We start from the raw sequence: 26,258 nt of genomic DNA, 5'->3' as shown, positions 1-26,258 counted from the left end.
GCATGAGTGCCGAGTCCGAGCAGGAACAGATCGTGCTGCACCCCAGGGACGTCAAGTTCGACTTGGCGGACCTGCCGATGCACTGGGTGCCCGGCGAACCGCAGGTCACGCACACGATGAACGTCCTGCACATCACGCTGCCGGAGGGCGAGCGCTGGTTCGTCGACCTGTTCAAGCAGGCGGTGCCGCTGATCAAGGACGACCGGCTGCGCGAGGACGTGCTCGGCTTCATCGGCCAGGAGGCCATGCACGCCGAGGCGCACGCCGGCGCGGCCGACCACCTCGACCACAAGGGGCTGGACACCGGGCCGTTCGTCCGCCAGATGGAGTGGATCTTCCGGAAGCTGCTCGGCGACCGCGACCTGACCGGCAGGGCCCGCGAGGAGTGGATCGTCGAGCGGGTCGGCCTGGTCGCCGCGATCGAGCACTACACCGCGTTCCTCGGGCAGTGGGTGCTCGACGCACGCGCACTGGACGGCGCCGACCCGACCATGCTCGACCTGCTCCGCTGGCACGCCGCCGAAGAGGTCGAGCACCGTTCGGTCGCCTTCGAGCTCTTCCAACACCTCGACGGCCGGTACAGCCGCCGGGTGCGCGCGATGTTCGTGGTCACCCCGGTACTGGCCTGGGCCTTCGTCCGCGGCACCCGGTTCCTGATGCGCAACGATCCGACCGGCGCGAAGAAGGCGAGCTGGCGGGAGTTCCGACGGGCCAGCAAGCTCGGCCTGCTGCCCACCGGCCGCAGCCTGCTGCGGGAGATCCGGCCGTACTTCAAGCCGTCCTACCACCCCTCGCAGACCGGCTCCACCGAACAGGCGGTGGCCTATCTGGCGAGCTCGCCGGCCGCGCGGGCGGCCGAGTCGGCGCACTGAACGGAGTGACCGGCTTGACCGAACTACCCAGGGTGCCAGCGGACCTGCGCGGGCGCGCGCACCCGGACCGGATGATGCGACCGCTGGCCGCGGTGGCCGGCGCCTACCAGCGGCTCAGCCGGTTCAGCGGGCGCAGGCGGCCGCCGATCGTGCCGGTGGACCGGGACCTGCGGCTGGTCGTGCAGCGGACGCGGCGCGAGGCGGAGGACGTGGTGAGCCTGCGGCTGGCCGCACCGGACGGCGCGCGGCTGCCCTTCTGGCGGCCGGGTGCCCATCTGGACCTGCTGCTGCCTTCGGGCAGGATCCGGCAGTACTCGCTGTGCGGGGACCCGGACGACCGGACCGGCTACCGGATCGCGGTCCGCCGGATCGGCGTTGAGGACGGTGGCGGCCGGGGCTCCATCGAGGTGCACGAAACGCTGCGGCCGGGTTCGCCGGTGACGGTCCGCGGGCCGCGCAACGCCTTCCCGTTCGTGCCATACCGCTCGTACCTGTTCATCGCGGGCGGTATCGGGATCACCCCGATCCTGCCGATGGTGCGGCGCGCGGCGGCGCTCGGCGCGAACTGGCGGCTGGTGTACACCGGCAGGACGGCCGCCTCCATGCCGTTCCTCGACGAGCTGTCCACATTGGACGAGAGCAGGGTGTGGATCCGGCCGGACACCGACTACGGCATCCCGGCATCGGGCGCCGAACTGCTGGAGGGCGCACCGGAGAACGCGGCGGTGTACTGCTGCGGGCCGGCCCCGATGATCAGCGGGGTCCGCATCGACGTGGCAGGGCGCGGGACGCGGGCGATGCATTTCGAGCGTTTCTCCGCACCGCCGATCGTGGACGGCAGGCCGTTCCGGGTGGCGCTGAACCGCAGCGGGCGGGTCCTGGACGTGCCCGCCGACCGGTCCGTGCTGGACGTCGCGCGGGCCGCGCTGCCGGACGTGGCCTACTCCTGCCGGCAGGGTTTCTGCCGGACCTGCGTGGTGCGGGTGCTCGATGGCGAGGTCGAGCACCGCGACGGCGCGCTGACCGACGCCGAGCGCGAAGAGCAGATGCTGATCTGCGTGTCCCGCGCCAAGGGCGGCACACTCGTGCTCGACATCTGACCCGACCTTTCCGCAGGTCAGCGCTCGTGAGTGAAAAGTGTTGCCCTGGCAACGGTTTTCACTCACGAGGGCTAGCGGAGCAGGTCGAGGTCCAAGGCCTCCTTGGCGAGGTTGAAACCGTCCGGCGGGATGCCCTTGGACGAGTTCAGCCAGCCGCCGCGGCCGCGGGGGCGGGGCCCGTCCCCGACGAGCAGTGCGACGTAGCAGCCGTAGTCGATGGCGAACCCGTCGTAGAGCGTGCCCGGGCTCTTGCGGTCCGCGATGCCGCGGCGCAGCACGTGCAGCAGGCGCGCGTCGTAGAGCTCTTCGACCAGCTCGTGCCGGGCACCGGTCAGCTGGCCGAGCAGGAAGGTCCGGGAGTGCCTTCGGCCGACCACCTCGTCCACGAGCCCCTTCAGCAGCCGCCGTGCCGGGGCTTCGGCGCCGAGCGCGGCCTGTTTGTCGCGCAGGTACCAGTCCCTGGCCGCCAGCCGCACGTCGCGCAGGCCGATCGGCTGGTCGTGCGCCTGCTGGGCGGCCAGCGCGGCGATGTTGATCGCGTCCCGCGGCACCCCCTCGGCGGCCCGCACCAGCTCGGGAAAGGCGTTGCGGGCGAAGGCCTCCTCGATGAAGGCTTCCACGCCGGGCGGCGGGTCCGGGATCATCGTGCGCAGCCTGGCGTCGGCGTGGTTGAAGAACAGCTGCCCGAAGAACGCCTGCGCCCTGGTACGGGCGTCGTCGAAGATCATCAGATCGTCCAGGCTGACCGCGGAGGCGGCGTCCGCACCGACCTCGATGCCGAGCTGGTTCCCGTCCGCGGTGCCCTGCCGGAACCGCGAGCGGTGCTCGATGGCCGCGATCTTCACCGTGATCCCGGGTGTCGGCAGCACACTGCGGCGCAACAGGTCGGCCAGCAGCGGCTGCAGGTCTAGCGGGACGCTGCTCCACTCGTCGAGCAGCAGCCACAGCCGCGCCGGGGCCAGCGCCCGGGTGACCGCCCGCAGCGCCCTGCCCAGCGGGCCGAACACCACGTGGTGACGCTCGGTCCCGGTGCGCCGCAACCGGCTCTCCGCGCTCACCGAACTGCGGCTGCTCATCGAAACCTTGGCCGACGGCGACCCGGCCAGCTCCAGCCCGAGCGAGGACTCCGCCGAACCGCCGACCCTGGTCTCCCGCTCCACCTCGCCGACGACCTCCACCGTGGTGGCGGACTCGGCCAGCGCGTCCAGCGCGGGCAGCAGCCGGTGATCGCCGACCTCCCGGTCGACGGCCACCGAAAGCAGCTCCTCGTGCATCGCCTCCAGGGTGTCCACCAGCAGGTGGGTGCCGCGCACGGACGGGCTGAGGTCGCCGTCGGCGTAGATTCCGCCCGCGCTGCCGATGGTGCGCAGATCGAGGTACACCGCCAGATCTCCGGTGTGGTCGACCAGCTCGCTCAGGTGCAGCAGGGCGTGCGTCTTACCCGCTCCCCGCCGCCCGTAGATGATCTGGTGGTCGCTGGAATGCAGCATCGCGGAAAAGGAGCCGGCCGCGACGAAGGTGTTGCCGAGGGTGGCGCGGTCCGCGCTCTCCGCGCGACGCGGAATCCGCAACAGCGCCTGGTTCAGATGTTGCTGACGGCCGGCTCCCATTCGATCCAGCCTGCCGTGCCCGTGCGGCGGCGGGCAGCCGCCGCACGAGTGGCAGAGTTGATCACTGGCAGTTGCTCGGTGCTGGCACGCCGGCCAGCCGGTCGTTCAGGTAGGCCAGCGCGCCGGGCGCCCCGGTGACCGCGATGGTGACGTGCTCCCCGAGCAGATATCGCTGGTACTGCACCGGAACGCCCTGGCCGCAGTACTCGCGCACCAGCTTGTCCACCGGCTGCACCGGGGTCAGCTCGTCCAGGATTCCCTGGTAGTAGTAGATCGGCGCGCCGGGCTTGAAGCGGCCCATGGTGTTCTCCGCGATCACCTTCTTCACCGAGGGCACGTCCAGCAGCTCCGGCACGGTGACGTGGTCGCGCATCCGATGGAAGGCGTGCGACACCGCGAACTGCGCGATGCAGCCCTTTCCGACCTCCTCGAAGGCGGCTTTGCCCTTGTCGTTGAGCAGCTTGTCGGTGTCGATCTCCGGGTACGCGCGGCTGAGCCCGACCGCGGCGCCGAAGTAGATCCCCGACAGCGGGCCGCCGTCGATCTTGCGCGCCACGTAGTCCATGTCCGCGGGTACGCCACCGGCCGCGACCCCGGCGAACTTCAGCTCGGGCGCGTAGTCCGGCTGCAGCTCGTTCGCCCAGGAGCTGGCCAGCGCGCCACCGGAGTAGCCCCAGAGCACGGTCGGGGTGTCCGGTCCGGTGAGGCCCGCGGGGGCGAAGTTCTGCGTGGCGCGGATGGCGTCGAGCACCCCGTGCCCGGTGTTGATCGCCGCGGTCCACTGGGATTCGGGACCTTCGTAGTCGGCGGTGACCACGGTGTGCCCGGCGAGCAGCATCGGCGTCATCGCGGCCAGCTCGGCGGCCGGCACGTTGAGGCCGGTGGCCAGCGAGTAGGACGGGGCGCAGTCGGTGCTGAGCCCGTCCTGCGCGGTCTGGTAGGACACCAGTTTCCGGCCGCCCTCCGGTGCCGGGCCGAGCGGCTGCATGACGGTCGCGATGTCCGCGATCGCCTTGCCGTGGCTGTCCGTGGAGCGGTACTTCACCTGCCACGCCTGGAACGGCAGCGGCAGGGCCAGCGCCCGGATGGTGACCGGGCGGGAGTCCAGGATGGCGCCGGGAGCGACATCGGGGAACGGGTTCGGCTGGGCGTAGAACGGGTCGTCGCGCGGGTTCAGCGGCCAATCACCCGCTGACGCGGCCGGCTGGGCTGTCGCGAGCAAACCGGCCAGTGCAAGTGCGGCGGTGGCCAGCAGGGACGCGGCACGTCGTAGTGCCGCGCGAGATGCGGACATGAGAGCCTCCAGCTCAATACCACTTGGTATCGAATCTCTTTACCAGTGATGTGGCTCACAGTCAAGATCCGGTGTCAGCCGGTGATCGCGGCGATCAGCTCGTCGCGGCCGCTCGCGCCGGTCTTGCGGAACACCGCCTTCAGGTGGTCGTTGACCGTGTGCACCGACAGGTCGCGGCGGCGGGCGATCTGCTTCGGCGCCGCGCCGTCGCAGAGGTGCGCGATGATCTGGCGTTCGCGGGCGGTGATGCCGTACCAGTCGCAGAAGGCCGGGAGCAGCTGCTCGCCGGAGGCCGCCTGCACGACGATCGCCACGTCCCCATCAGTGTCAGATTCCGTGTCGGCTTCGGTGTTGGATTCGAGGACCTGCGCCTGGCAGGTGACCCACCGGCCGTAGCTCGCGGGAGGCCCGCAGACCAGCGGCGGGAAGGCACGGGGATCACGACGATGCCGGCGCGCCTGCAGCGACAGCCCGGCGCAGAACGACGCGCCGGTGAAGTCGGGGGCGTGCTGGCGGCCCTGCAGCTGTGCCCGCCACCGGTGCGCCTCCGGGGTGACCGCCCGGACCACGTGGTCGGGGCCGACGATGAGCACCCCCGTCGGCAGCTTCGGCACGGCAGGGGCCAGCGGACCCGCGGTGACGTACCCGCGCAGGACGGCGATCAGCGCCGGCGCCAGCCGCGCCGCCCGCCGCGCGTCCTCCTGGCCGAACGGCATGGCGCCCTGTTCCCGCAGCAGTTCCAGCGTTCCCCACGAGCCGCGGGCGTCCCGCAGCTGCAGCCGCAGCTCACTGCCGGCTCCGTGCGCTTCGAGCAGGCGCCTGGTCGCCAGGTCGCGCCGCCCGTCACTGCCGGGACCGACCACCCCCACCGGCACCGGCCGCCGGTCCAGCTCCTCCGGCGAGCACGGATCGTCACCCGCGTAGGCGTTGAGCACCAGCTCCAGCCCGAGATCCGGCTCGAACCCGTGCCAGAAACCGAACGAGCCCGCCGGGCCGAACACCGCGGCCGGGTGGCTGCCGACCAGACGCAGGGCGTCGTGCGCCACAACGGACGCCACCGCCCGTGAGATCGCCTCGCTCAGCTCGTACCAGTCAGCGCCCTGGCTGCCCTGCCCTGCCAGCACGGACAACTCGCGCGACGGCAACTCCACGGACCTGGTCACCCGGTCAAGTCTGGGCCGCCGGTACCCCGATGGCAACGAAGTAGTGCCGGGGCCGCCCGATCGGGCAGCCCCGACGCTAGTTCCCGCTAGTTCCCGCTAGTTCCCGAGTGTGCCGGCCAGGATGGCCGCGACCTCGCCCGCGCGACCGGGCGACGCCGAAGCGCCATGGCTGCAGTCGAGCGAGTGCACGTCGAACGGGTTGTCCGGGGTGAGCGCGTCCGCCTGCCCGATCATCAGGTCCTGCACCGCGGGCGGCATGGCCTGGTCCCTGGTCAGCCGGAGGTAGCTGTGCGGGACCCGACCCCAGGTGTCCTTGTCGACGAGTTCGGTGCCGAAGTCCGGGATCTCGTCCGGCTCGAAACCGTTGAGCATCCCGAGCACCTGCTCATCGGTGCCGTCGGCGAGGAACGCCCGCTTCAGCACGGCGAGCACCTCGGGCCCGGCGGAGCGCCAGTTCGTCCGCACCACCCCGGATTCGGTGGGCTGGTTGACGAAATCGGTCGGGATGTCGAAGATCGCGCTGGTCGCGTACTCGGGTTCCTGCATGTATTCCAGCACCGTCCTGTCCACACAGCACAGTGCGGCGATGTAGACGATCCGGTCGAGCAGTTCGGGCACCGCGTTGCCGACCCCGGTCAGCACCAGCCCGCCCCGGCTGGCGCCGACCAGGATCACCGGCCCGTGCTCGCGCACCCGGCGCACCACGTCGATCACGTGCGCCACCCCGTCGGCGTAGATCACGCCCGCCATCGCCGACGGTGCGGCGGCGAAGGCTTCGAGGTCCTGCGGCGCCTGGTAGGCCGCCGTCAGGCCGGAGCTCTGGCCGTGTCCTGGCAGATCGACGGCGAGCGAGCGGTGACCGAGGAAGGCCAGTTCGCGTTGCAGGTGCGTCCAGGCGCGCGAGTTGCTGTTCGAGCCGTGTACTAGGACGAAAGTCGGAGTCATGCCGACAATTCTGGGCGGCACCCGCCGATCCGTGCTGTCCCCAAGTTTGGGGATATCGCACCCTTCAGGGCAGACCCCAAGGTGGAACCGGGGAGCCGGGGACCGGGCCGAGCCGGAAGTCCGGACGGTCGCCTTTCCGGTGCACCACGGCCTCTTCTCCGCGCCGCAGCTCGATTTCGAGGTCGCCGCCGGGCAGCAGGCGCCAGCGCTTCGGCCTGCCCCAGCGGTCCCGCACCACCGGCTCGCCTTCGATACCGGTCCGCAGCACGCAGCGGGCACCGGACTCGCTGCGCACGCGCACCCAGCGGGTCCGGCCACCTTCGCGGGACGCGCTCAGCAGGAACGCGCCCTCGGTGCGGAAGTCGTGCAGCGCGGCACTTTCCCAGGAAGGCGGGACCGCCGGGAACACCCGGATCACCCCGCCCCAGCTCTGGCACAGCATGTCGTGCAGCGACTGCGCGGCGGACAGCGGCGTCTCGATCACCGGCCCGGACTCCTTGTACATCGTGTTCGGCTGGATGAACCGGCGTTGCAGCTCGTCCAGGTAGAACGCGGCCTTGTCCCCGCGCAGCATCTGCGCCGACATCGAGGCCGCACCGGTGAAGGTGTAGCCCTGCAAGGCGCCTTCGAAACCGACCCAGTGCCCGAGCGAAGTCTCGATGAGCCGACGGTGCTCGGGCTGCTCCCAGGTGATCTCGTAGAGCGGGTACACCTGCAGCAGGTGCGAGTAGTGCCGGTGCGACTTGGCGAACGGCACTCCCGCGCCGATCATGTAGCCATTGGCGTCCACCGGGTAGTCGACCAGCTTGGCGAGCACCTCGCGCCAGCGTTTCGCCAGCGGGTCGTCGATCCGGAGCAGGTTCGCCGAGTCAAGCAGGGTCCGGCAGCCCCAGCGGAGCAGCGCCAGGTCGTAGGTGCAGTCCGGCGCGTTCACCCCGTACTCCGGGGAAAAGGTGAACGGCAGGTGCAGCTTTCCGTCCATACCGGGAGCCAGGAAGTGCAGGTAGTAGCCGATCGCCCCGCGCAGCAGCGGGAACAGCACGTCCCGCAGGATGCGCGGGTCCATCGTGTGCCGGTAGGACAGCCAGACGTTGTGCAGCGCCCAGGTGAGATTGCCGACCTCCGGGGTCGGGCTCTCCTGGCCGGGGATGCCCACCGCGAAACCGGAGGTCCCGCTGCCCGCGCCGTTGAGCAACCGCATGTCCGTGGTGCGCGGGATGCCGTAGGAGTCCGCGCGGTAGGGCGCCGAGACCTGGTCGCGCAGGTTCTGCCGGAACTCGTCCAACGCACGGGTGACCGCGTCCAGCTCGAGGTGGTTGGACCCGTGGATCAGCCAGTATTCCAGCTGCACGTTGAGGTTCCACCAGGTGGCCGGCCACGGGGTCGGTTCCAGCCACGGCCCGCAGGTGGCCATCACCGGCGCCTCCCGGCGCGCCGCGGCGGCCACCTTGTACAGCTGGATCCAGTAGAACGCCTGCAGCCTCCGGTCCGGAATGGACAGGAAGCTCCGCCGGTAGTAGTCGTGCCACCAGCGCCGGTGGCCGTCCGCGAGCCGGTCGAACGGCCTGCTCGCCTCGGCGAGCATCCGCAGCGCGGCACCGGCCGCGGTGCGTGCGGGATGGGACCAGGCGACCGCGGTGTACAGCGTGCGCGTGGAGCCGCGGACGGTCTCCCGCCACGCGGTCACGTGCTCGCCGCCGCCGAGCAGTGCCTGCACCGCCAGCCGCCGGTCACCGGAGGACTCCAGGGTGGCCGGCGGATTTGCCACATAGCCGGCGGGCGGCGGCTTGCCGAACTTCGGGTCGGTCCGCGGGCTGACCGCCTCGGCCGGGTGGAACACCCAGCGGAAGTCCCGCTCGCCCTCGGTCGGCCGCACCTCGACCGCGAGCACCGACTGTCCACTATGGATGATCGCGCGCAGGCTCAGGCCGCCCGCCGTGGTGGTGATGGTGCCGGACAGCTCCGCGTTCCACAGGTCCAGCCGCCAGTCGATGCCGGTGATCGCGCCGACCGGCTCCAGCGTGAAGTACCCGATCGGCAGCCTGGCCAGCCCGAACAACGAGCCGAACTCGGGCCGGTGGTCCTGCACCTGGCTGTGCTGCACGTTGAACCGCACGGCGTTCGCCCCCGGCTCCGCGTAGATCCCGGAGCCGAGAAAACCGTTGCCCAGGAACGGTCCCTCATACCAGGTCTTCGGCAGGCGCCGCCAGCGCAGGTCGGACATGGCCAGGAAGTCCGCCCAGCCGCGTTCGTCCCCGAACACGCCGAGGGGTACCGCCGGTTCCGCCTGAGCCGTGCCCATCGGCAGCAGCCCGGTGGTGAGGCCGGCCAGTGCGCCACCGAGCACCGTCCTGCGATCGAACTCGACCATGTTCTCCGACCTCCGATTTCAGCTGAGTCAGCCGGGCAGTCCCCATGCCGGTGCCGCCGCGTTCGCCGGTACGTCACGGGGCGCCAGGTCCGGCCGGTGGCCGCGCCTGGTCACCACCGCGGATTCGCCGCGTCGCAAGGGAATCTCGATGGTTTCGGCGTCCCGTTCCCGCCAGCGCAGCAGACGGCCGCGACGGTCGCGGACCTCGATCTCGCCGGGTACGCCGTGCCGCAACAGGAGTGGCTCACCGGCCTCGCTGTGCACCCGCACCCATTCGGTCGCCCCCTCCCGGCGGGACGCGTCCACCACGAAGGCACCTTCGGCCCGCAGCCCCTCGATCGACGCGTCCGCCCAGCCCGACGACACCGAGGGAAACACCTTCAGCACCCCGCCGGAGCCCTGCACCAGCATGTCCAGCACGGACTGCGCGGCGGCGAGCGGGCTCTCGATCGCGAGGTTCGAGCCCTCCCGGTACATCGTGTTCGGGGTGAGCTGGGTCTTCGCGACCACGTTGCCGTCCAGGAAGAACTTCAGGTACCGCAGGGCCTCTTCCGGTTCGCCCATCACCGAGGACATCGAGGACGCGGCCGCGTAGCTGTAGCCGTGCCAGGCGTCCTGCATGCTCACCCAGTGCGCGAAGCTGCGGCTCATCAGCTCCCGGTCGGCCGGGTTGTCCCAGCGCTTCTCCCGCAACGGATGGAGCCAGAGCAGGTGCGAGAAATGGCGGTGTGAAGCCGAAAGCGGCACGCCGTCACCGATCAGCACCCCGGCGGCGTCCTGGTGGTACGGCACCAGCCTGGTCAGGATGTCCCGCCAGACCGGCTCCAGCGGATCGCTCAGCCGCAGCCGCCGGGTGCTCTCCAGCAGGGTCGCGCAGCCCCAGCGGATCAGCGAGAGGTCGTAGCTGCAGTCGGCGGCGTCGGCGTACTCCGGCGAACGGGTCAGCGGCAGGTGCAGCCTGCCGTCGGTGCCTTCGGTGAGGAAGTGCCGGTAGAAGTTGACCGCCTTGGTCAGCACCGGGCGCAGCACGTCCCGCAGCACCGCGTCGTCCATGCTGTGCCGGTAGGCCAGCCAGACGTTGTGCAAGCCCCAGATGAGGTTGCCGGTCTGGTCGGTCTTCGACGTGCTGCCGGGAATCCCGACCGTGCGGGTGCCGCCGGGCCGCAGCCGCCAGTCGCCCGGATGCGAAAGGGCGTAGGTCCGCCCGTCCCGGTAGGCCGGCGGCACGGACAGTTCGAGGTTGCGGTGGTCCCGGCGGAAGGTCTCGGTCACCGCGTCCAACTCGGCGTGGTTCGCGCCGTTGACCAGCGGGTAGGCCACCTGGACGTTGAGGTTCCACCAGACCGCGGTCCAGCTGTTGCCGACCTCGGGGAACCACGGCCCCCACTCCGCAACCACCGGCCCGTCCGCCCTGGTCGCGGCCGCCATCTTGTACAGCTGGATCCAGTAGAAGGACTGCACCCGCTTGTCCGGCACCGAGACCAGGCTGCGCCGATAGAACGCGTTCCACCAGCGGCGATGCCGGTCCACCAGGTGGTCGGGATCGGTGGCCAGCGCGCGGCGCACGGCCCGCACGGCGTCCGCGGTCGCGGTCCGCTCCGGGAAGCTGTAAGCCACAGTCGCGGCCAGCAGCCGTCTCGTGCCGGAGCGCCGTTCCCGCCACGCCGTGGTGTAGCCACCGCCGGCCAGCATGGGCTGTTCGCTGTACTCGACCGGTCCGGCGCTGCCGCGGGCCGGGTCGGGATTGGCCACGTAGTCCGGTGGCAGGCGGATGGTCCTGGTGGTCGCCGAGCGCAGGTGGGTAAACGACCACGCGGCCGCCTCCTCGCCGGCGCTCGGCGTGGTGGACACCAGCAGCACGCTGCTTTCGTTGTGCACCAGCGCGGAGAAGGCCACGCTGCCCCGGGTCGTGGTGATGGTGCCGGACAATTCGGCGTTCCACAGGTCCAGTTGCCAGTCGACCGCGGTGATCGCGCCGGCCAGCTCCAGGGTGAGGTAGCCGATCGGCAGCCGGGACAGGCCGATCGCCGCCTCCCAGTGCCCGCGCTGGTCCTGCACCTGCGAGTGGCTGAGCATGAACTTCAGCGACCGCGGGGTGGCGCCGCCGTAGACCTGCACCCCGAGCCTGCCGTTGGCCAGGAACGGACCGGTCTGCCAGCCGTCCGGTAAGCGCTTCCACAACATCCGCGCATCGGTCGCGATGCGCTGATGAATCCCGACCGCGGCAGCCTGACCGATGGCCTGCCCGGCGGCCGGTGGGGCGGACCACCAGCCGCCGAGCGCGGCCGTCCCGGCAACCACGGAGGCGCCCCTGAGCAGGGTTCGCCGGGAAAGCTCAGGCACTTGGGCCTCCACAGTCATACTATGTTTCAGCACAGTGTCAGCTCATCAACGAACTGACGCTCTGCATGTTTGCAGAAATATCCCCGTTTTGGCCACCACCTTCACCCATAGAGCCGCACATACATCCGATGTCTACCGTCAGGCGGCCAGCTCCAGTGCCGGCCAGTCGTCGAGGTCGGCGCGCAGCTGCCGGTCGTGGGTGGCCACCACCACCGCACCCGGCGTCCGGCGGATCGCCTCGGTGAGTTCGTCCACCAGCGCGATGGACAGGTGGTTCGTCGGCTCGTCCAGCAGCAGCACGTGCGGCGCCCGCAGCAGCAGCATCGCCAGCGACAACCGCCGCCGCTGCCCGGTGGACAGCCGCGCGACCGGACGGTGCCGGTCCGCGGCGGAGAGCAGCCCGAGCTCGCCGAGCCCGACGATCTGCCCGGCGCTCAGCGCGCCGTGCAGCACCAGCCGGTCCGCAAGCGCGGAGTACAGCTCGGCCGGGGTTCGGTCGTGCTCGGCGAACTCCGACTCCTGGGCGAGCAGTTCCACCCTGGCCGACTTCGCCCGCCACACCGAGCCGGACGCCGGTTCCAGCCGCCCGGCGAGCACACCGAGCAAGGTCGACTTACCGGCACCGTTCGGGCCGGAGACCACCAGCCTGTCCCCTGTGGACAGTGCCACGGTGTCCGAACCGGACAGCGCGAGCCGTCCCGGCACCACCACACCGGCCGCGGTGAGCACCGCGCCGAGGCCCTGCTTCGGCAGGTCGGGACAGCTGAACCGGAGCGGCTCCGGCGGCCGGGCGACCCGGTTCGCGGTCAGCTCGTCCAGCCGCCGCCGCACGCTGTGCAGCCTGCTCGGCGCGTGCGTCGCCCTGCCGTGCTTGTTGTGCCCCTTCTCCGGCCGCCATGCCGAGATCAGCCGGTTCTCCGCGGCACGCAGGTCCTGCGCGAGCTGCTCGGCCTCGGCGCACTCCAGGGCAAAACGCTGCTGCCAGCGCACCCGTTCGACGGCCTTCGCCTTCTTGTAGCCGGAATAGCCGCCGCCGTAGACCACGGCCGCGCCGTCGGCGTTGGGATCGAGGTCGAGCAGCGAACCGCAGACCTGCTCCAGCAGCATCCGGTCGTGGCTGACCAGCACCACCGCGCCGGGGTAGCCGCGCAGGCACTCGGTCAGGTAGGCCAGCCCGCCCGCGTCGAGGTGGTTGGTCGGCTCGTCCAGCAGCAGGATGTCCACCCGCTCGGCGAGCAGGCAGGCCAGCCGGACCCGGTACCGCTGGCCCACCGACAGCTCGGCCAGCCGCCGGTTCCGGTCGCTCGGCGCGCCGAGACCGTCCAGCGCGAGATCGGCCCGTCGCTCGGCGTCCCACGCCTCCAGCCGTTCGGCCTGCGCGAGCGCGGCGGCGAACCGGTCCTCCGCACCGGTTTCACCCTCGGCCAGCGCGACCGAAGCCGCGTCCAGTTCGGCGAGCGCGGCCCGGACACCGGCGAGCGCGACGTCCAGCAGCGAGGAGATCGTGTCGGCCTCCTCGAAGGGCAGTTCCTGCCCGGCAACGGCCACCGAGCCGTGCCGGGTGACGGTGCCACCGTCCGGTTCCAGGGTGCCGGCCAGGATGTTCAGCAGCGTGGTCTTGCCGCTGCCGTTCTCGCCGACCACCCCGAGCCGGCGGCCGGCACCGACGGTCAGCGACACGTCGGACAGCACGGCGCGCGACTCGAAGCCCTTGCTCAGGTGCTCGGCGCTCAGATGGGCCCGTTTTCCGGGCAGGGTTACAGGATTTTCCTGGGACAGCAAGAGTTCTACTCCGATTCAGGGTACGTGAAAAGAACACGGGGCATCGACGCGAGAAGGGCCGGCCCGAGAATCAGAGGTAGAACTGGTAGCTCATGAATCCAGGTTAACCGATCACTCGAACGACCGTCACCTGGTTTTCTCCGGGCAGACCCAGGTATCCGAGCGACCGGCGGGCCGATGCTGGAAGATGTGCGGATGCAGTTGTCGCGAACAGCGCAGAACTCCCCCGCGTTGACGCCGGAGCAGGTGGACAGCCTGGCCACCGTGCTGGATCTGGTGCGCACCGGAGCCGCGCGCACCCGCCCGGAAATCGGCAGGCTGGCCGGGCTCGGCCGGACCGTGGTCACCCAGCGCGTCACCCAGCTGACCGACTGTGGGCTGCTGGAGGAAGGGCCGCTCGGGCCGTCCAGCGGCGGCCGGGCACCGCGCGAGCTGCGCTTCCGCGCGCGGGCCGGGGTGGTGCTCACCGCGGAGCTCGGCGCGACGAGCGTCGGGGTCGGCGTGGTGGATCTGTCCGGGACGGTGCTGGCGGAGCTCGAGGAGCCCACCGACATCGCACTCGGCCCGGAGATCGTGCTCGGCCACGTCGAGGAGCTGTTCGTGCGCCTGCTCGACCGGATCGCCGCGGACGCGGGCGGCACTCAGGCGGAGGTCTGGGGCATCGGCATCGGGCTGCCCGGCCCGGTCGAGTTCGCCACCGGCAGGCCGAGCGCGCCGCCGATCATGCCCGGCTGGGACGGCTACGGCGTCCGCGACCGGCTGGCCGTCAGGTTCTCCGCGCCGGTGTGGGTGGACAACGAGGTGAACGCGATGGCGCTGGGCGAGCTGCGGGCCGGTTCGGCCAAGGGCCAGCGCGACATCCTCTACATCAAGATCGGCACCGGTATCGGCGCCGGCCTGATCTCCGGCGGGCAGCTGCACCGCGGCAGCCAGGGCTGCGCCGGCGACATCGGGCACGCCGCCGTGGCGGACGACCCGCAGGTGGTCTGCCGGTGCGGCAACACCGGCTGCCTGGAAGCGTTCGCCGGCGGCGCCGCGCTGGCCAGGGACGGGCTGGCCGCCGCCGAAGAGGGCCGCAGCGAGATCCTCGCCGCGCGGCTGTCCGAGCAGGGCGTGCTCACCGCGGCCGACATCTCCGCCGCGGCGCAGCGCGGCGACCGCACTTCGGTCGAGCTGCTGACCAGGGCGGGCCGGTTGATCGGCAGCCTGCTGGCCACCCTGGTCAGCTTCTACAACCCGGCGCTGGTGATCATCGGCGGCGGCGTGGCCGGCGCGGGCGACCTGCTGCTGGCCGCGCTGCGCGAAACGGTCTACCGGCGCTCGCTGCCGCTGGCCACCAGGGAGCTGCGGATCGCCAGGTCCACGCTGAGCGACCAGGCCGGTTTGGTCGGCGCCGCCTGCATGGCGATCGACGAGCTGTTCACCCCGGAACGGCTCGCGCACTGGGTCGGTGCTGGTTCCCCGGCCGGCCGTCCCGATCTGGTGCACATCCCGCTTCGCACGCCGCTCGCGTAGTCCCCCGCCTGGCCGACGCCCGGCCAACTCAGTGGCCGGGGCGCGGAGGCGTGTGTACGGTAGTGAACATGAGTGTTCACATCCGACGATCGACGATCGCACGTGAGCGGCCGTCGACGCTGGAGATCGCCGCCGACGTGCTGGTCGCCGACGCCACCGCGTCGCTGGCCGAAGTCGCCAAGGCGGCCGGGATCGGCCGCACCACCCTGCACAAGCACTACCCGACCAGGCAGGCGCTGCTGGTCGCGGTGGCGCACGATTCGTTGCGGCTGCTCGAAAACGCGATCGAAGACGCGAGGCTGGACGACCAGGGCGAATCGGCGGCGGAGGCACTGCGCCGGATGATCGAGCTGCTGGTGCCGCTGGGCTCCCGGATCGCCTTCCTGCTGCGACAGCCCTCACTGGACGCCGAAGTGGCGATAACCGAGCGCTTCGAACGCGTGGAGGAACCGGTCAACGCCTTCGTCGAGCGCGCGCAACAGGAACTCGTGCTGCGCCCGGAACTCCCGGTGTGGTGGGTGGCGAACTCGCTCTACTCCTTCGTCTACACCGCCTGGGAGGGCATCACCCTCGGCAAGCTCGCCCCGCTGGACGCGCCGGGGCTCGCGCTGGACACCGCACTGGCCGGGCTCGGGTACCGGCGATGACCACCAAGCACCGCACGGAAACCCGTACTTGAAAGGTAGGGAACAGTGATGGCAATACTGGCCGACGCTCGCCTCGGTGCCAAAATCGAACTGGAACGCGCGGGAACCTGGTTGCTCAGCCTGGCCGGCGACCGCGTCGCCCGGCTCGGGAAACCGCCGTGGCGCAACGATCCCTACCGCGTCTACGCCGAGCTGCGGGCCGGTGAACCGCTCTACCGCAGCCGCACCGGCATGCTGGCCGCGTCCGGGTACGAGCTGTGCAGGCAGATCCTGCGGGACCGCCGGTTCGGTGTGCAGACCACCGCCGGCGAGTACCCGGAGGGGTTCGGCACCCTCGAAGACTCCCGTGCCCAGCTCGCCCCCTCGTTCCTGGAACTGGACCCGCCGGAGCACACCCGGCTGCGCACGCTGGCCAGGCCCGCGTTCAGTCCGCGCAAGATCGGCGGCTACCAGCCCGCCGTGGAACGGATCTGCCACGACCTGCTGGACCGCGCGCTGGCCAAGGGCGAGTTCGACCTGAAGGCCGACTTCGCCGCCCCGCTGCCGATCGCGGTGATCAGCGAGCTGCTCGGCATCCCGGACGCGGACGCCGACCGGTTCGCCCGCTACGGCCGGATCCTGGCCGCGTCGCTGGACGGGATCAGCTCGCTCAAGCACGCGATCGCGCTGCGCGACGCGACCGGCGAGATCTACCGGCTGTTCGAGCGGCTGAGCGAGCAGCGCGCGAAGGACCCCGGCGAGGACGTGATCAGCCAGCTCACCCTGGCGCACGCCGAGGGAAAACTGAGCATGCCGGAACTGCTGTCCACCTGCGAGCTGCTGCTCATCGCCGGATTCGAGACCACGGTCAACCTGATCGGCAACGCCACCCTCGCCCTGCTCGCCGACCCGGCGCAGTGGTCGGCGCTGGTGGACGCCCCGGCGGAACTGGCCGAGAAGGCGGGCGACGAGACACTGCGCTACGACCCGCCGGTGCAGCTGACCGTGCGGCTGGCGCACGAGCAGCTCGAGCTCGGCGGGCGGCGGCTGCGCGAGAACACCCCGGTGATCGTGCTGCTCGGTTCGGCCGGTCGGGACGAGCGGGTCTTCGCCAGGCCGGACGAGTTCGACATCACCAGGGAACCGGAACAGGACCATCTGGCCTTCTCCAGCGGAATCCACTACTGCCTCGGCGCACCGCTGGCCAGGATGGAGGCCACGGTCGCGTTGCGGGCACTGGCCGAACGGCTGCCCGGACTGCGCCAGGCTGGCCCGGTTCGCCGGCTCGGCTCCACGGTGATCCGCGGGGTCGACCGGTTCCCGGTGCGCGCGGTGCCGGCCGGGGTCGGCGCGGCTACTTGATCATGACGTGCGCGGCCGCGTTGGCCTAGGCTTGGGCCGTGCCCTCAAGTGAAGAACCCGCCAGCCGCGTTTACGGCGGCCGTTCCGCGGCCGACCGGCGGGCGGAACGCCGGGAGCGGCTGCTCACCGCCGGGCTGGAGCTGTTCGGCACGGACGGCTACGCGGCCAGCTCGATCGAAAAGCTGTGCACCGCCGCTTCGGTTTCCACCCGCAACTTCTACGAGGAGTTCGCCAGCCGCGAAGCACTGCTGATGGCCCTGCACGACCAGATCATCGAACGCGCGGCCACCGCGGTGGCCGAGGCCTTCGCGGAAGCCGAGAACGCCGGCCTGCGGGCCAGGATCGAGCTGGCCGTGCGGGCCTACATCAACACCACCGCCAAGGACCCGCGCTGGGCCCGACTGTCCTATGTGGAGGTCATCGGGGTCAGCGACACGGTGGAGCAGCACCGGCTGGCCTGGCGGGAGCACTGGGTGAAGCTGCTGGTGACGGACGCCGAACGCGCCGTCGCCCGCGGCGAGGCCAGCCCGCGGGACTTCCGGCTCGGCGCGATGGCCCTGATCGGCGCGGTGAACGAGCTGGTCTACCACTGGTCGATCGGCGGCAACCAGATCCCGCTGGACTCGGTGATCGCCGAGGTGGTGCGGATCGCCACCGCGGTGGTCAGCGACCCTTGAGCACGTCGTGAGGAAAAGCGGGTAGCCGGGCGGAGTCCAGCCAGGAGGCGAAGAACTCGGTCAGCGGCTCCCCGCTCACCCTGGTGGCCATTTCGATGAAGGCGGCGGTGGTCACCGTGCCGTGCCGGTGCTCGCCGGTCCAGGCCGGCAGCAGGGTGAAGAACCGCTCGTCCCCGATCCGGCGGCGCAGGGCGTGCAGTGCGAGCGCACCCCGCTTGTACACCTGGACGTCGAACATCCGGCTGACACCGGGGTTCCAGATGCTGACGTCCGTCGGCGAAGCGGCCACCTTCGCGTACCACTGCCGGGCGACGGCGTGCGCGGACTCGCCGCCGGACGCCTCCGACCACAGCCATTCGGCGTAGGTGGCAAACCCCTCGTTGAGCCAGATGTGCCGCCAGTCGGCGACGGTGAGGCTGTTGCCGAACCACTGGTGCGCCAGCTCGTGCACGGCGAGGCGCTCGTGGGTCCGCCTGCCGTCCACGTGGTTGGCGCCGAACACGGACATGCCCTGTGCCTCGATCGGATCGTCCAGCGGGTCGTCGGTCACCACGATCACGTAGTCGCCGAACGGGTAAGGCCCGAAGAACCCCCGCAACACGTCCATGATCTCGGCCTGCCTGCCGAAGTCGCGGGCGAACGGCCGGCGCAACCTGGCCGGCACCGCGGCCCGCTGCGGCACCGGGCCGCGGGCGAGCTCGATCTCCTCGTACCGTCCTATGTGGACACCCATCAGGTAGGTGGAAGTCGGCTCCGGCCGCTCGTAGACCCAGGTGGTGGTGCTCGCCCCGTGCCGCCGCGAAACCAGGTTCCCGGTCACCAGCACGGCGTACGGCGAGGACGTGGTCAGCGAGACGCGGTAGGAGGCCTTGTCCGCGGGATGGTCGTTGCACGGGAACCAGGACGGCGCGCCCACCGGCTGGCTGGCCACCAGCGAGCCGTCGGTCAGCTCGTCCCAGCCGATGTCGCCCCACTGGCCGCCGATCGGCCGCGGGTTGCCGACGTACCGGATCTCCACGGTGAACTCGGCACCCCGCGGCAGCGACCTGGCCGGCCGGACGTGCAGCTTGTGCCCACCGCGGGTGAACTTCGCCGCGCGCCCGTCGACCAGCACCCGGCTCACTCGCAACCCGGCGAGATCCAGGCTGAACCGCGACAGCGACTGGGTGGCCACCGCGGTCAGCACGGCCTGCGCGGACAGCCGGTTCGGGCCGATCCGGTACTCCAGGTCCAGCTCGTAGTGCGCGACCCGGTAGCCGCCGTTGCCGTGCGCCGGCAGATAGGAGTCACCGGAGGTGGCGGCGCCCGGCTCGGGCGGGAATGCCTTCGGAATCAAGCCCGGCGCCCTCCGTGCCACACCGAGATGGGGTTGCCCAGCCAGCGCGAGTCGGCCGGTACGGCGTCGCCCCTGGTCACCAGCGAGCCGGGGCCGACCGTGGTCCGCGCGCCGATGCTGGCGCCCGGCAGCACGATCCCGTGCGGGCCGAGGGTCGCGCCCTGGTCCAGTGCCACCTCGCTCATGCTCATGATTCGATCATGGAAGAGGTGGGTTTGCACCACACAGCCGCGGTTGATGGTCGAACCGTCACCTAGCGAAACCAGATCCGACTCGGGCAGCCAGTAGGTCTCCAGCCAGACGCCGCGGCCGATCTTCGCACCCATCGTGCGCAGCCACATCGGCAGCAGCGGGGTCCCGGTGATCGAACCGACCAGCCACGGCACGGCGAGCACCTCGACGAAGGTGTCCGCCAGCTCGTTGCGCCAGACGAAAGAGCTCCACAGCGGGTGCTCCACCTCCCGGAACTTCCCCACCAGCAGCCATTTCGCACAGGTCGCGGTGGCCGCGGCGAGCAGGCCGGCCGCGAGCAGCAGCAGCCCGGAAACCAGCGCGGTCACCGCGAGCCCGGCGGCCGCGTACACCGCGGTGAGCGCGCCGAGCAGCAGCACGACCAGCGCCACCCCGCACATCACCGGCACGATCCGGCACAGCTCGACCAGCGCGCGGGCCAGCTTCAGCCGCAGCGGCGGGTGGAAGGTCCGGCTCGCGTCGGAAGTCCCCACCGCGCGCCGCAACGGCATCGGCGGCATGCCCAGGTACGACGAGCCCTTCTTCGCCTTGCGCGGAGTCGAGGACAGCACCCCGACCAGGCCGCGTTTCGGCACCGCCCGGCCCGGCGCGGTCATCCCGGAGTTGCCGAGGAAGGCCTGCTTGCCGATCCTGGCCGGGGCCACGTGCAGCCAGCCGTGGCCGAGCTCGTAGGTGGCGACCATGGTGTCGTCGGCGAGGAAGGCCCCGTCGTCCACCTGGGTCATCTTCGGCACCGCGAGCACGGTGGACGCTTCCACCCCGCGGCCGACCTTCGCCCCGAGCAGGCGCAGCCAGACCGGGGTGAACAGGCTGGCGTACAACGGGAACAGCCCGGTCCTGGCCATGCCCATCAGCCGCTCGGTGGCCCAGACCTGCCAGGCCACCCTGCCGTGCACCGGGTGGTAGCCGGTCACCATGCCGACGCTCAGCGCCCGCACCCCGGCCAGCACCAGCAGCGCGTACCCGCCGAAGTAGGCCAGCGTGGCCTGCGGGACCACGGCGAGCGCGGCGCCCGTCGCGGCGGAGATGGTGGCACTGCCGGAAATGGCCGCACCGAGCATCAACACGCCCGGCACCGCGGCCAGCGCGGGCAGCAGCCCGAGCAGCAGGGACGTGATCCCGTAGACCGCGACCCAGAACCGCGACCGCGGCGGGCGGCTCGACGGCCACTTCAGCGCGTCCTTGGTGGCCCGCTGGGCCGGCGAGCCCGCCCAGCGCTGGCCGGCCGGTACCGCACCCCGCACGGTGGACCCGGCCGCGATCTCCGCGCCCTTGCCGATCCGCGCGCCGGGGAAGAGCGTGCTGCGCGAGCCGATCCTGCTGTCCGCGCCGATCCGGATCTTGCCGATGTGCACCAGGTCGCCGTCCACCCAGTGCCCGGACAGGTCGACCTCGGGCTCCACCGCGGCGCCACGGCCCAGCTTCAGCATGCCGGTCACCGGCGGCGGCGAGTGCAGGTCCACGTCCTTGCCGACCTTCGCACCGAGCGCCCGCGCGTAGTACGTCATCCAGGAGGCGCCGGAAACCCCGTCCGCCCCGGTGAATTCGGCCAGCCGCTCGGCCGCCCACAGTCGCAAGTGGACACTGCCGCCCCTGGGGTAGCTGCCGGGGCGAAGGCCGCGCAGCAGCAGCCTGGCGCCGCCGGCGGCGAGCGTGATCCGGCCCGCCGGGCTGAACAGCACCAGCCAGGCAACGCCGATGGCGGCCCATGGCGCGGTGGGCGCCCAGGACACCCCGGTCATGGCCAGCACGTTGGACAGCGCCGCCAGCAGGGTGGTCCAGCGAAGGCCGACCAGGGTAAGCAGCGGCAGCAACAGCAGCGTCTGCACGACACCGGTGCGCCGCGGGGTCGGGGTGATGTCGCGGCGCCGGGATTTCGCGCCGTCCAGCGCGTCCAGCACGGTGGCCAGCGCGCCGAGCTTCGGGTGCTGGTAGATGTCGGAGACGGAGACCTGCGGATGCCGGGTGCGGATCCGCGCGATCAGCTGGGCGGCGGTCAGGCTGCCGCCGCCGTGGCTGAAGAAGTCGGCCTTCGGGCTGCTGACCGAGACACCCAGGATCTCCGCCCAGCCTTCGGCCAGCCATGCCTCGGTGGCCGAGAGGTCACTGGCCGATGTGTCCACTGTGGACAAAGGCCATGGCAGCGCGGCCCTGTCCACCTTGCCCGAGGTCTTGGTCGGCAGGTCCGGCACCACCGCGAGCAGCGGGACCAGCGCGGCGGGCAGCTGCTCGCGCAGCAGGGCGGCGGCCTGGTCGTGGTCGAAGGCGGTGTCGGTGGTGTCAGTGGTGTCGGTGGTGCCCGGCACCACGTAGCCGACCAGCACCTGGTTGCCCGCCTTGGTCCGGCGGATCGCGGCGGCCGCGCCGACCACCCCCGGCAGCGCCTGAAGCGCCGCGTCCACCTCGCCGAGCTCGATCCGCCGCCCGCCGAGCTTGACCTGCTCGTCCGCGCGGCCGAGGAACAGCAGCCCCTCCGGTTCGGCGCGGACCAGATCACCGCTGCGGTAGGCGCGCTGCCAACCCAGCGACGGCAGCGGCGCGAACTTCTCCGCGTCCTTGGCCAGGTCCAGATACCTGGCCAGGCCGGCGCCGCCGATCACCAACTCACCGCTCTGCCCCATCGCCACCGGCTCGCCGTGCTCGTCGACAACGGCGAGCTGCCAGCCGGCCAGCGGCAGGCCGATCCGCACCGGCTCCTCGCCGGTGAGCTGCGCGGCGCAGGCGACCACGGTGGCCTCGGTCGGGCCGTAGGTGTTCCAGACCTCGCGGCCCTCCACGGCGACCCGCTCGGCCAGCTCCGGCGGGCAGGCCTCGCCGCCGAAGATCAGCAGCCGGACGTCCTCCAGCGCGTCGGCAGGCCAGAGCGCGGCCAGGGTCGGCACCGTGGACACCACGCTGATCCGCTGGGCGACCAGCCAGGGACCGAGGTCAACCCCGGTGCGCACCAGCGACCGCGGCGCGGGCACCAGGCAGGCGCCGTGCCGCCAGGCCAGCCACATCTCTTCGCAGGACGCGTCGAAGGCCACCGACAGGCCGGCCAGCACCCGGTCACCGGGGCCGATCGGCTCCTCGGTGAGGAACAGGCGCGCTTCGGCGTCGACGAACGCGGCCGCCGCGGCGTGCGAGACCGCGACGCCCTTCGGCTTGCCGGTCGAGCCCGAGGTGAAGATGATCCACGCGTCGTCGCCGGGGCCAGGGCGGCCGGGCCTGCCACCTGCGGTGCCCCGCAGATCCAGCGCACCGCCGTCACCGAGCACGGCGCACACCTCGGCCTCGGCGAACACCAGTTCGGCGCGCTCGTCCGGGTCGTCCGCGTCCACCGGCACGTAGGCCGCGCCGGCGGAGAGCACGGCGAGAATCGCGATGTACAGCTCGGCCGTGCCGGAGGAGATCCGCACCCCGACCCGGTCGCCGGCACCGATCCCCTCGGCGGCCAGCCGCCGCCGGACGACGTCGATCTCCTCGGCCAGCCTGCGGTAGCTGAGCACGGTGCCGCCGGCGTCCAGCGCGGGCGCGTTCGGATGCGCGGCCGCGGTCTCGGCGAGGATGTCGATCAGGGTGCGCTCACTGGCGGCGAGGCCGGACCAGAACAGAGCGCGATCGGCCAGCGGCGCCGGAGACGGCGCCACGGTCACCTCGGCGACGCAGGCCAGCGGGCGGGAGTCGGCGGTCAGTGTCACAGCGACCGCCCCTCACCTGGGGAAACAGCGGATTTAACGGACAGCGTGGAACCCAGGTCTCGCACCTGTTCCATCACTCACCTTCCGGGCGATGTCATTCGGGCTGGCTCCGTCGAATGAGGCGCCCGGCTACAGACCGTTCAGAATACGCGTGGTAAACGGACGATATCCCAAGGGTCTCAGTTTAGTGTCGACCATCACCGGCCAGGCGTTACGCGGCGCCCACGCTCCGGGATCGGCCCAGCGCGATTCGCTCGGAATCGGCTCTGCCGTAGAGCCATTCCCGCAGCACCCGCACTCCCGACATGTCGTGAAGGGCACCTTCCCTACGTTGAAGGTAGGCAAGGTGCCCTTCACGGACAGCGCGGGAAGAGAAGGGCTACTTGGCTTTGCGCGGCTTCTTCTCGCGGACGCGGACGTTGATCCGCACCGGGCTGCCCTCGAAACCGAACCGCTCCCGGAACTTCCGCTCGATGAACCGGCGGTAACCGGCCTCCAGGAAACCGGTGGTGAACAGCACCAGCGTCGGCGGCCGGATGCCGGCCTGGGTCGCGAACAGCACCTTCGGCTGCTTGCCGCTGCGCACCGGCGGCGGGGTGGCCGCGATCAGGTCCGAGAGCCAGCCGTTGAGCTGCCCGGTCGGCACCCGCTGGTCCCAGGAGGCCAGCGACGTGCGCAGCGCCGGCGCGAGCTTGCGCACCGAACGCCCGGTCAGCGCGGAGATGTTCACCTTCTCCGCCCACGGCACCCTGACCAGGCCGCGGTCCAGCTCGCGGTCAAGCTGGTAGCGCCGCTCCTCGTCCACCAGGTCCCACTTGTTCATCGCCAGCACCAGCGCCCGGCCAGCCTCGACCACCATGGTCAGCACCCGCAGGTCCTGCTCGGAGACCGGCTCGCTGGCGTCCAGCAGCACGACCACCACCTCGGCCGCGTCGATCGCGGTCTTGGTGCGCAGCGAGGCGTAGTACTCGGTGCCGCTGGCGGTCTGCACCCGCTTGCGCAGCCCGGCGGTGTCCACGAAACGCCAGGTCTGCCCGTCCACCTCGACCAGCGAGTCGACCGGGTCGACCGTGGTGCCCGCCACCGAGTCGACCACCGCCCGCTGCTCGCCGGAGAGCTTGTTCAGCAGGCTGGACTTGCCCACGTTCGGCTTGCCGACCAGCGCGACCCGGCGCGGGCCCATGCTCGGCTCGCCCTCGCGCGGCGCCTCGGGCAGCGCCGAGATGATCGCGTCCAGCAGGTCACCGGAGCTGCGGCCGTGCAGCGCGCTCACCGGATGCGGTTCGCCGAGCCCCAGGTTCCACAACGCCGCGGTGTCCGCCAGCAGCCGCTCGTCGTCCACCTTGTTCGCGGCCAGCAGCACCGGCCGCTTGGACCGGCGCAGCACCTTGGCCACCGCCTCGTCGGTGGTGGTCGCACCGACCGAAGCGTCCACCACCAGCAGCACCGCGTCCGCGGCGGCCATCGCGAGCTCGGCCTGGCTGGCCACCGCGGCCTGCAGCCCGGTCGCACCCGGCTCCCAACCGCCAGTGTCCACCAGGGTGAACCGGCGGCCACCCCACAGCGCGTCGTAGGCGACGCGGTCCCGCGTCACCCCCGGCACGTCCTGCACGACCGCCTCGCGGCGGCCGAGGATGCGGTTGACCAAAGTGGACTTGCCCACGTTGGGCCTGCCGACCACGGCCAGCACGGGCTGCGCCAGCTCGGCTTCCCCATCCGCCTGTTCGCCGTCCACCGCCACGTCCAGCGCGGTGAACTCCGACTCGTCGGACCAGGTGCCATCAACCTCGGTCATTACTTCCCATTTCCCTTACGGCGCAACAATTCCCTGCGCCTCACGACTGTGCTCTCTGGGACGCGCTTCCGCGTTCACGTCCTCCCTTGCGAAGAACGGTCAACTTGGTGCACCTCCCGCCACTCGTCAAGCGACTTCACCAGCGCAGCGAGCTCCCCGCGCAGCCGTTCCGTCGCCTCTTCCAGCCCGGCCCTGCCCTTGCCCACCTCGACGGTGAACGGGTCGCCGAACATGATGTCCACCCGCGGCCGGAACCGCCGTTTCATACTGCCCGCCGGACGCAGCGTGCCGCGGGTCGCGATCGGCAGCACCGTCGCCCCGGAGGCGCGCACCAGCCAGGCCGCACCGCGTTCCGCGTTCGCCACGTCCCCGGAGCCACGGGTGCCCTCCGGGAAGATGCCGACCAGGCCGCCGTCCTTGAGCACCGACACGGCGGTCATCAACGGCTTGCGGTCCGGCTCGCCCCGGCGCACCGGCACCTGGCCGAGCCGCCGGAAGAACCAGCCGAGCGCACCCTTGAACAGGGTGTCCTTGACCAGGAACACCGAACGCCGCGGCAACATTCCGAACAGCAGCTGCGGCTCGATCATCGTGCTGTGGTTCGCGATCACCACCAGCGAGCCGGTCATCGGCACCCGCTCGCGCCCGTGCAGCCGCACCCGGAACGCGGGCCGCACGATGTACCGGCCGATCAGCCTGCCGAACTCGTGGATCCACGGGGTGGCGTCCTCCGGCAGGCGGGTACCGGTCCGAGCGGTGGCATCGGTGGCACCGGTCACGGCCTTGCCTCGGAGCCCACCGGTTGCACGCAGCCGCTGAGCATGCCGCGCTGGCTGGCCAGCTCGCACAACGCCACCAGCACCTGGTCGATCTTCAGCTCGGAGGTGTCCACCCGCACCGCGTCCTCGGCCGCGCGCAGCGGCGACACCGCTCGGCTGGAGTCGAGCCGGTCGCGGCGGTCCACCGCGGCCCGCACGTCCTCCGGTGCGGCGGTGCGCCCGGCGGTCGAATCCTGCGCCCCCCGCCGCGCCGCCCTGACCTCGGCCGAAGCGGTGAGGAAGATCTTCAGCGGCGCGTCCGGGGCCACCACGGTGCCGATGTCGCGGCCCTCCACCACGATCCCGCCGACCTCGGCGAGCACCTGGTCGATGATCCGGCGCTGCTGGGCGACCAGCAGCTCGCGCACCTCGGGCACCGCGGAGACCGGGGACACCGCGTGGTTCACGTCGTCGCCGCGGATCGCGGCCGAGACGTCCGCGCCGTCCAGCGCCGCACCGGGCCGGTCGGGACCGGTACCGACCTCCACCGTCACCCCGCGGGCCAGCGCGGCCACCGCGGCGGCATCTGCCGGGTCGATCCCGGCGCGCAGCACGGCCAGCGTGACCACCCGGTACATCGAACCGGTGTCCAGGTAGCCGGCCGACAACCGCTCGGCGAGCTTGCGCGCCACCGTGGTCTTACCGGTACCCGAAGGCCCGTCCATGGCCACCACGCCGCGTAGGGCTCCCGCCACCGATCCGCTCCCTGTCCACTCG

The 26,258-nt window shown here is 71.4% G+C and carries 18 protein-coding genes; 6 read left to right on the top strand and 12 right to left on the bottom strand.

The window, feature by feature from the left end; translation table 11 throughout:
- Nucleotides 1-2: 2 nt before the first annotated feature.
- Complete coding sequence (locus tag AMYNI_RS0131490; protein ID WP_020672084.1) at nucleotides 3-872, top strand: metal-dependent hydrolase; 870 nt, start codon at nucleotides 3-5, stop codon at nucleotides 870-872.
- Nucleotides 873-877: 5 nt separating this feature from the next.
- On the top strand, nucleotides 878-1,972 hold the full coding sequence (locus tag AMYNI_RS0131485) for a PDR/VanB family oxidoreductase (protein ID WP_020672083.1): 1,095 nt from the start codon (nucleotides 878-880) through the stop codon (nucleotides 1,970-1,972).
- Nucleotides 1,973-2,043: 71 nt separating this feature from the next.
- Here the strand turns inward: AMYNI_RS0131485 and AMYNI_RS0131480 are convergent, their stop codons facing one another.
- The 7 genes from AMYNI_RS0131480 to AMYNI_RS0131450 form a co-directional block, all read right to left on the bottom strand.
- Complete coding sequence (locus AMYNI_RS0131480; protein WP_020672082.1) at nucleotides 2,044-3,582, bottom strand: hypothetical protein; 1,539 nt, start codon at nucleotides 3,580-3,582, stop codon at nucleotides 2,044-2,046.
- A gap of 61 nt (nucleotides 3,583-3,643) precedes the next feature.
- Nucleotides 3,644-4,876 carry a lipase family protein gene (locus tag AMYNI_RS0131475; RefSeq protein ID WP_020672081.1) on the bottom strand — a complete coding sequence of 411 codons (1,233 nt, stop codon included), beginning with the start codon at nucleotides 4,874-4,876 and terminating at the stop codon, nucleotides 3,644-3,646.
- Nucleotides 4,877-4,950: 74 nt separating this feature from the next.
- A complete protein-coding gene (locus AMYNI_RS0131470) occupies nucleotides 4,951-6,039 on the bottom strand; it encodes a helix-turn-helix transcriptional regulator (protein WP_020672080.1) in 1,089 nt (362 codons plus the stop codon).
- Between the two features lie 96 nt (nucleotides 6,040-6,135).
- On the bottom strand, nucleotides 6,136-6,984 hold the full coding sequence (locus AMYNI_RS45695) for an alpha/beta fold hydrolase (RefSeq protein WP_020672079.1): 849 nt from the start codon (nucleotides 6,982-6,984) through the stop codon (nucleotides 6,136-6,138).
- A 64-nt stretch (nucleotides 6,985-7,048) separates the two neighbouring features.
- On the bottom strand, nucleotides 7,049-9,286 hold the full coding sequence (locus tag AMYNI_RS0131460; protein WP_425387956.1) for a glycosyl hydrolase family 95 catalytic domain-containing protein: 2,238 nt from the start codon (nucleotides 9,284-9,286) through the stop codon (nucleotides 7,049-7,051).
- A gap of 96 nt (nucleotides 9,287-9,382) precedes the next feature.
- The gene (locus AMYNI_RS0131455; protein WP_020672077.1) at nucleotides 9,383-11,698 is read right to left on the bottom strand and encodes a glycosyl hydrolase family 95 catalytic domain-containing protein; all 2,316 of its coding nucleotides are present in this window, start codon (nucleotides 11,696-11,698) and stop codon (nucleotides 9,383-9,385) included.
- Between the two features lie 138 nt (nucleotides 11,699-11,836).
- Nucleotides 11,837-13,480 carry an ABC-F family ATP-binding cassette domain-containing protein gene (locus AMYNI_RS0131450; protein WP_020672076.1) on the bottom strand — a complete coding sequence of 548 codons (1,644 nt, stop codon included), beginning with the start codon at nucleotides 13,478-13,480 and terminating at the stop codon, nucleotides 11,837-11,839.
- Nucleotides 13,481-13,675: 195 nt separating this feature from the next.
- On the opposite strand from AMYNI_RS0131450, the gene AMYNI_RS0131445 reads away from it, so the two are divergent.
- From AMYNI_RS0131445 to AMYNI_RS0131430, 4 genes are all read left to right on the top strand, one after another.
- Complete coding sequence (locus AMYNI_RS0131445; protein ID WP_051116586.1) at nucleotides 13,676-14,995, top strand: ROK family protein; 1,320 nt, start codon at nucleotides 13,676-13,678, stop codon at nucleotides 14,993-14,995.
- 68 nt (nucleotides 14,996-15,063) lie between these two features.
- The gene (locus AMYNI_RS0131440) at nucleotides 15,064-15,642 is read left to right on the top strand and encodes a TetR/AcrR family transcriptional regulator (protein ID WP_020672074.1); all 579 of its coding nucleotides are present in this window, start codon (nucleotides 15,064-15,066) and stop codon (nucleotides 15,640-15,642) included.
- A gap of 48 nt (nucleotides 15,643-15,690) precedes the next feature.
- Entirely contained in the window at nucleotides 15,691-16,983 is a 1,293-nt protein-coding gene (locus AMYNI_RS0131435; RefSeq protein WP_020672073.1) for a cytochrome P450, read from the top strand.
- Between the two features lie 38 nt (nucleotides 16,984-17,021).
- Entirely contained in the window at nucleotides 17,022-17,660 is a 639-nt protein-coding gene (locus tag AMYNI_RS0131430) for a TetR/AcrR family transcriptional regulator (protein ID WP_020672072.1), read from the top strand.
- On the opposite strand, the gene AMYNI_RS0131425 is transcribed toward AMYNI_RS0131430, so the two are convergent.
- From AMYNI_RS0131425 to cmk, 5 genes are all read right to left on the bottom strand, one after another.
- The gene (locus AMYNI_RS0131425) at nucleotides 17,647-18,996 is read right to left on the bottom strand and encodes a M1 family metallopeptidase (RefSeq protein ID WP_020672071.1); all 1,350 of its coding nucleotides are present in this window, start codon (nucleotides 18,994-18,996) and stop codon (nucleotides 17,647-17,649) included. The genes AMYNI_RS0131430 and AMYNI_RS0131425 overlap by 14 nt on opposite strands.
- Nucleotides 18,993-22,928 carry a Pls/PosA family non-ribosomal peptide synthetase gene (locus AMYNI_RS0131420; RefSeq protein WP_020672070.1) on the bottom strand — a complete coding sequence of 1,312 codons (3,936 nt, stop codon included), beginning with the start codon at nucleotides 22,926-22,928 and terminating at the stop codon, nucleotides 18,993-18,995. The genes AMYNI_RS0131425 and AMYNI_RS0131420 overlap by 4 nt, the downstream gene beginning before the upstream one ends.
- 379 nt (nucleotides 22,929-23,307) lie before the next feature.
- The gene (der, locus tag AMYNI_RS0131415) at nucleotides 23,308-24,723 is read right to left on the bottom strand and encodes a ribosome biogenesis GTPase Der (protein ID WP_020672069.1); all 1,416 of its coding nucleotides are present in this window, start codon (nucleotides 24,721-24,723) and stop codon (nucleotides 23,308-23,310) included.
- 74 nt (nucleotides 24,724-24,797) lie between these two features.
- Nucleotides 24,798-25,502 carry a lysophospholipid acyltransferase family protein gene (locus AMYNI_RS0131410; RefSeq protein WP_020672068.1) on the bottom strand — a complete coding sequence of 235 codons (705 nt, stop codon included), beginning with the start codon at nucleotides 25,500-25,502 and terminating at the stop codon, nucleotides 24,798-24,800.
- Nucleotides 25,499-26,215 (bottom strand): (d)CMP kinase, encoded by a 717-nt coding sequence (gene cmk, locus AMYNI_RS0131405; protein ID WP_020672067.1) that lies wholly within the window; start codon nucleotides 26,213-26,215, stop codon nucleotides 25,499-25,501. The genes AMYNI_RS0131410 and cmk overlap by 4 nt, the downstream gene beginning before the upstream one ends.
- Between the last annotated feature and the right edge of the window lie 43 nt (nucleotides 26,216-26,258).

Origin of the sequence: Amycolatopsis nigrescens CSC17Ta-90 (genome assembly GCF_000384315.1) — a bacterium.
GTDB lineage: Bacteria > Actinomycetota > Actinomycetes > Mycobacteriales > Pseudonocardiaceae > Amycolatopsis > Amycolatopsis nigrescens.
This window is presented reverse-complemented; position numbering and strand designations above follow the sequence as displayed.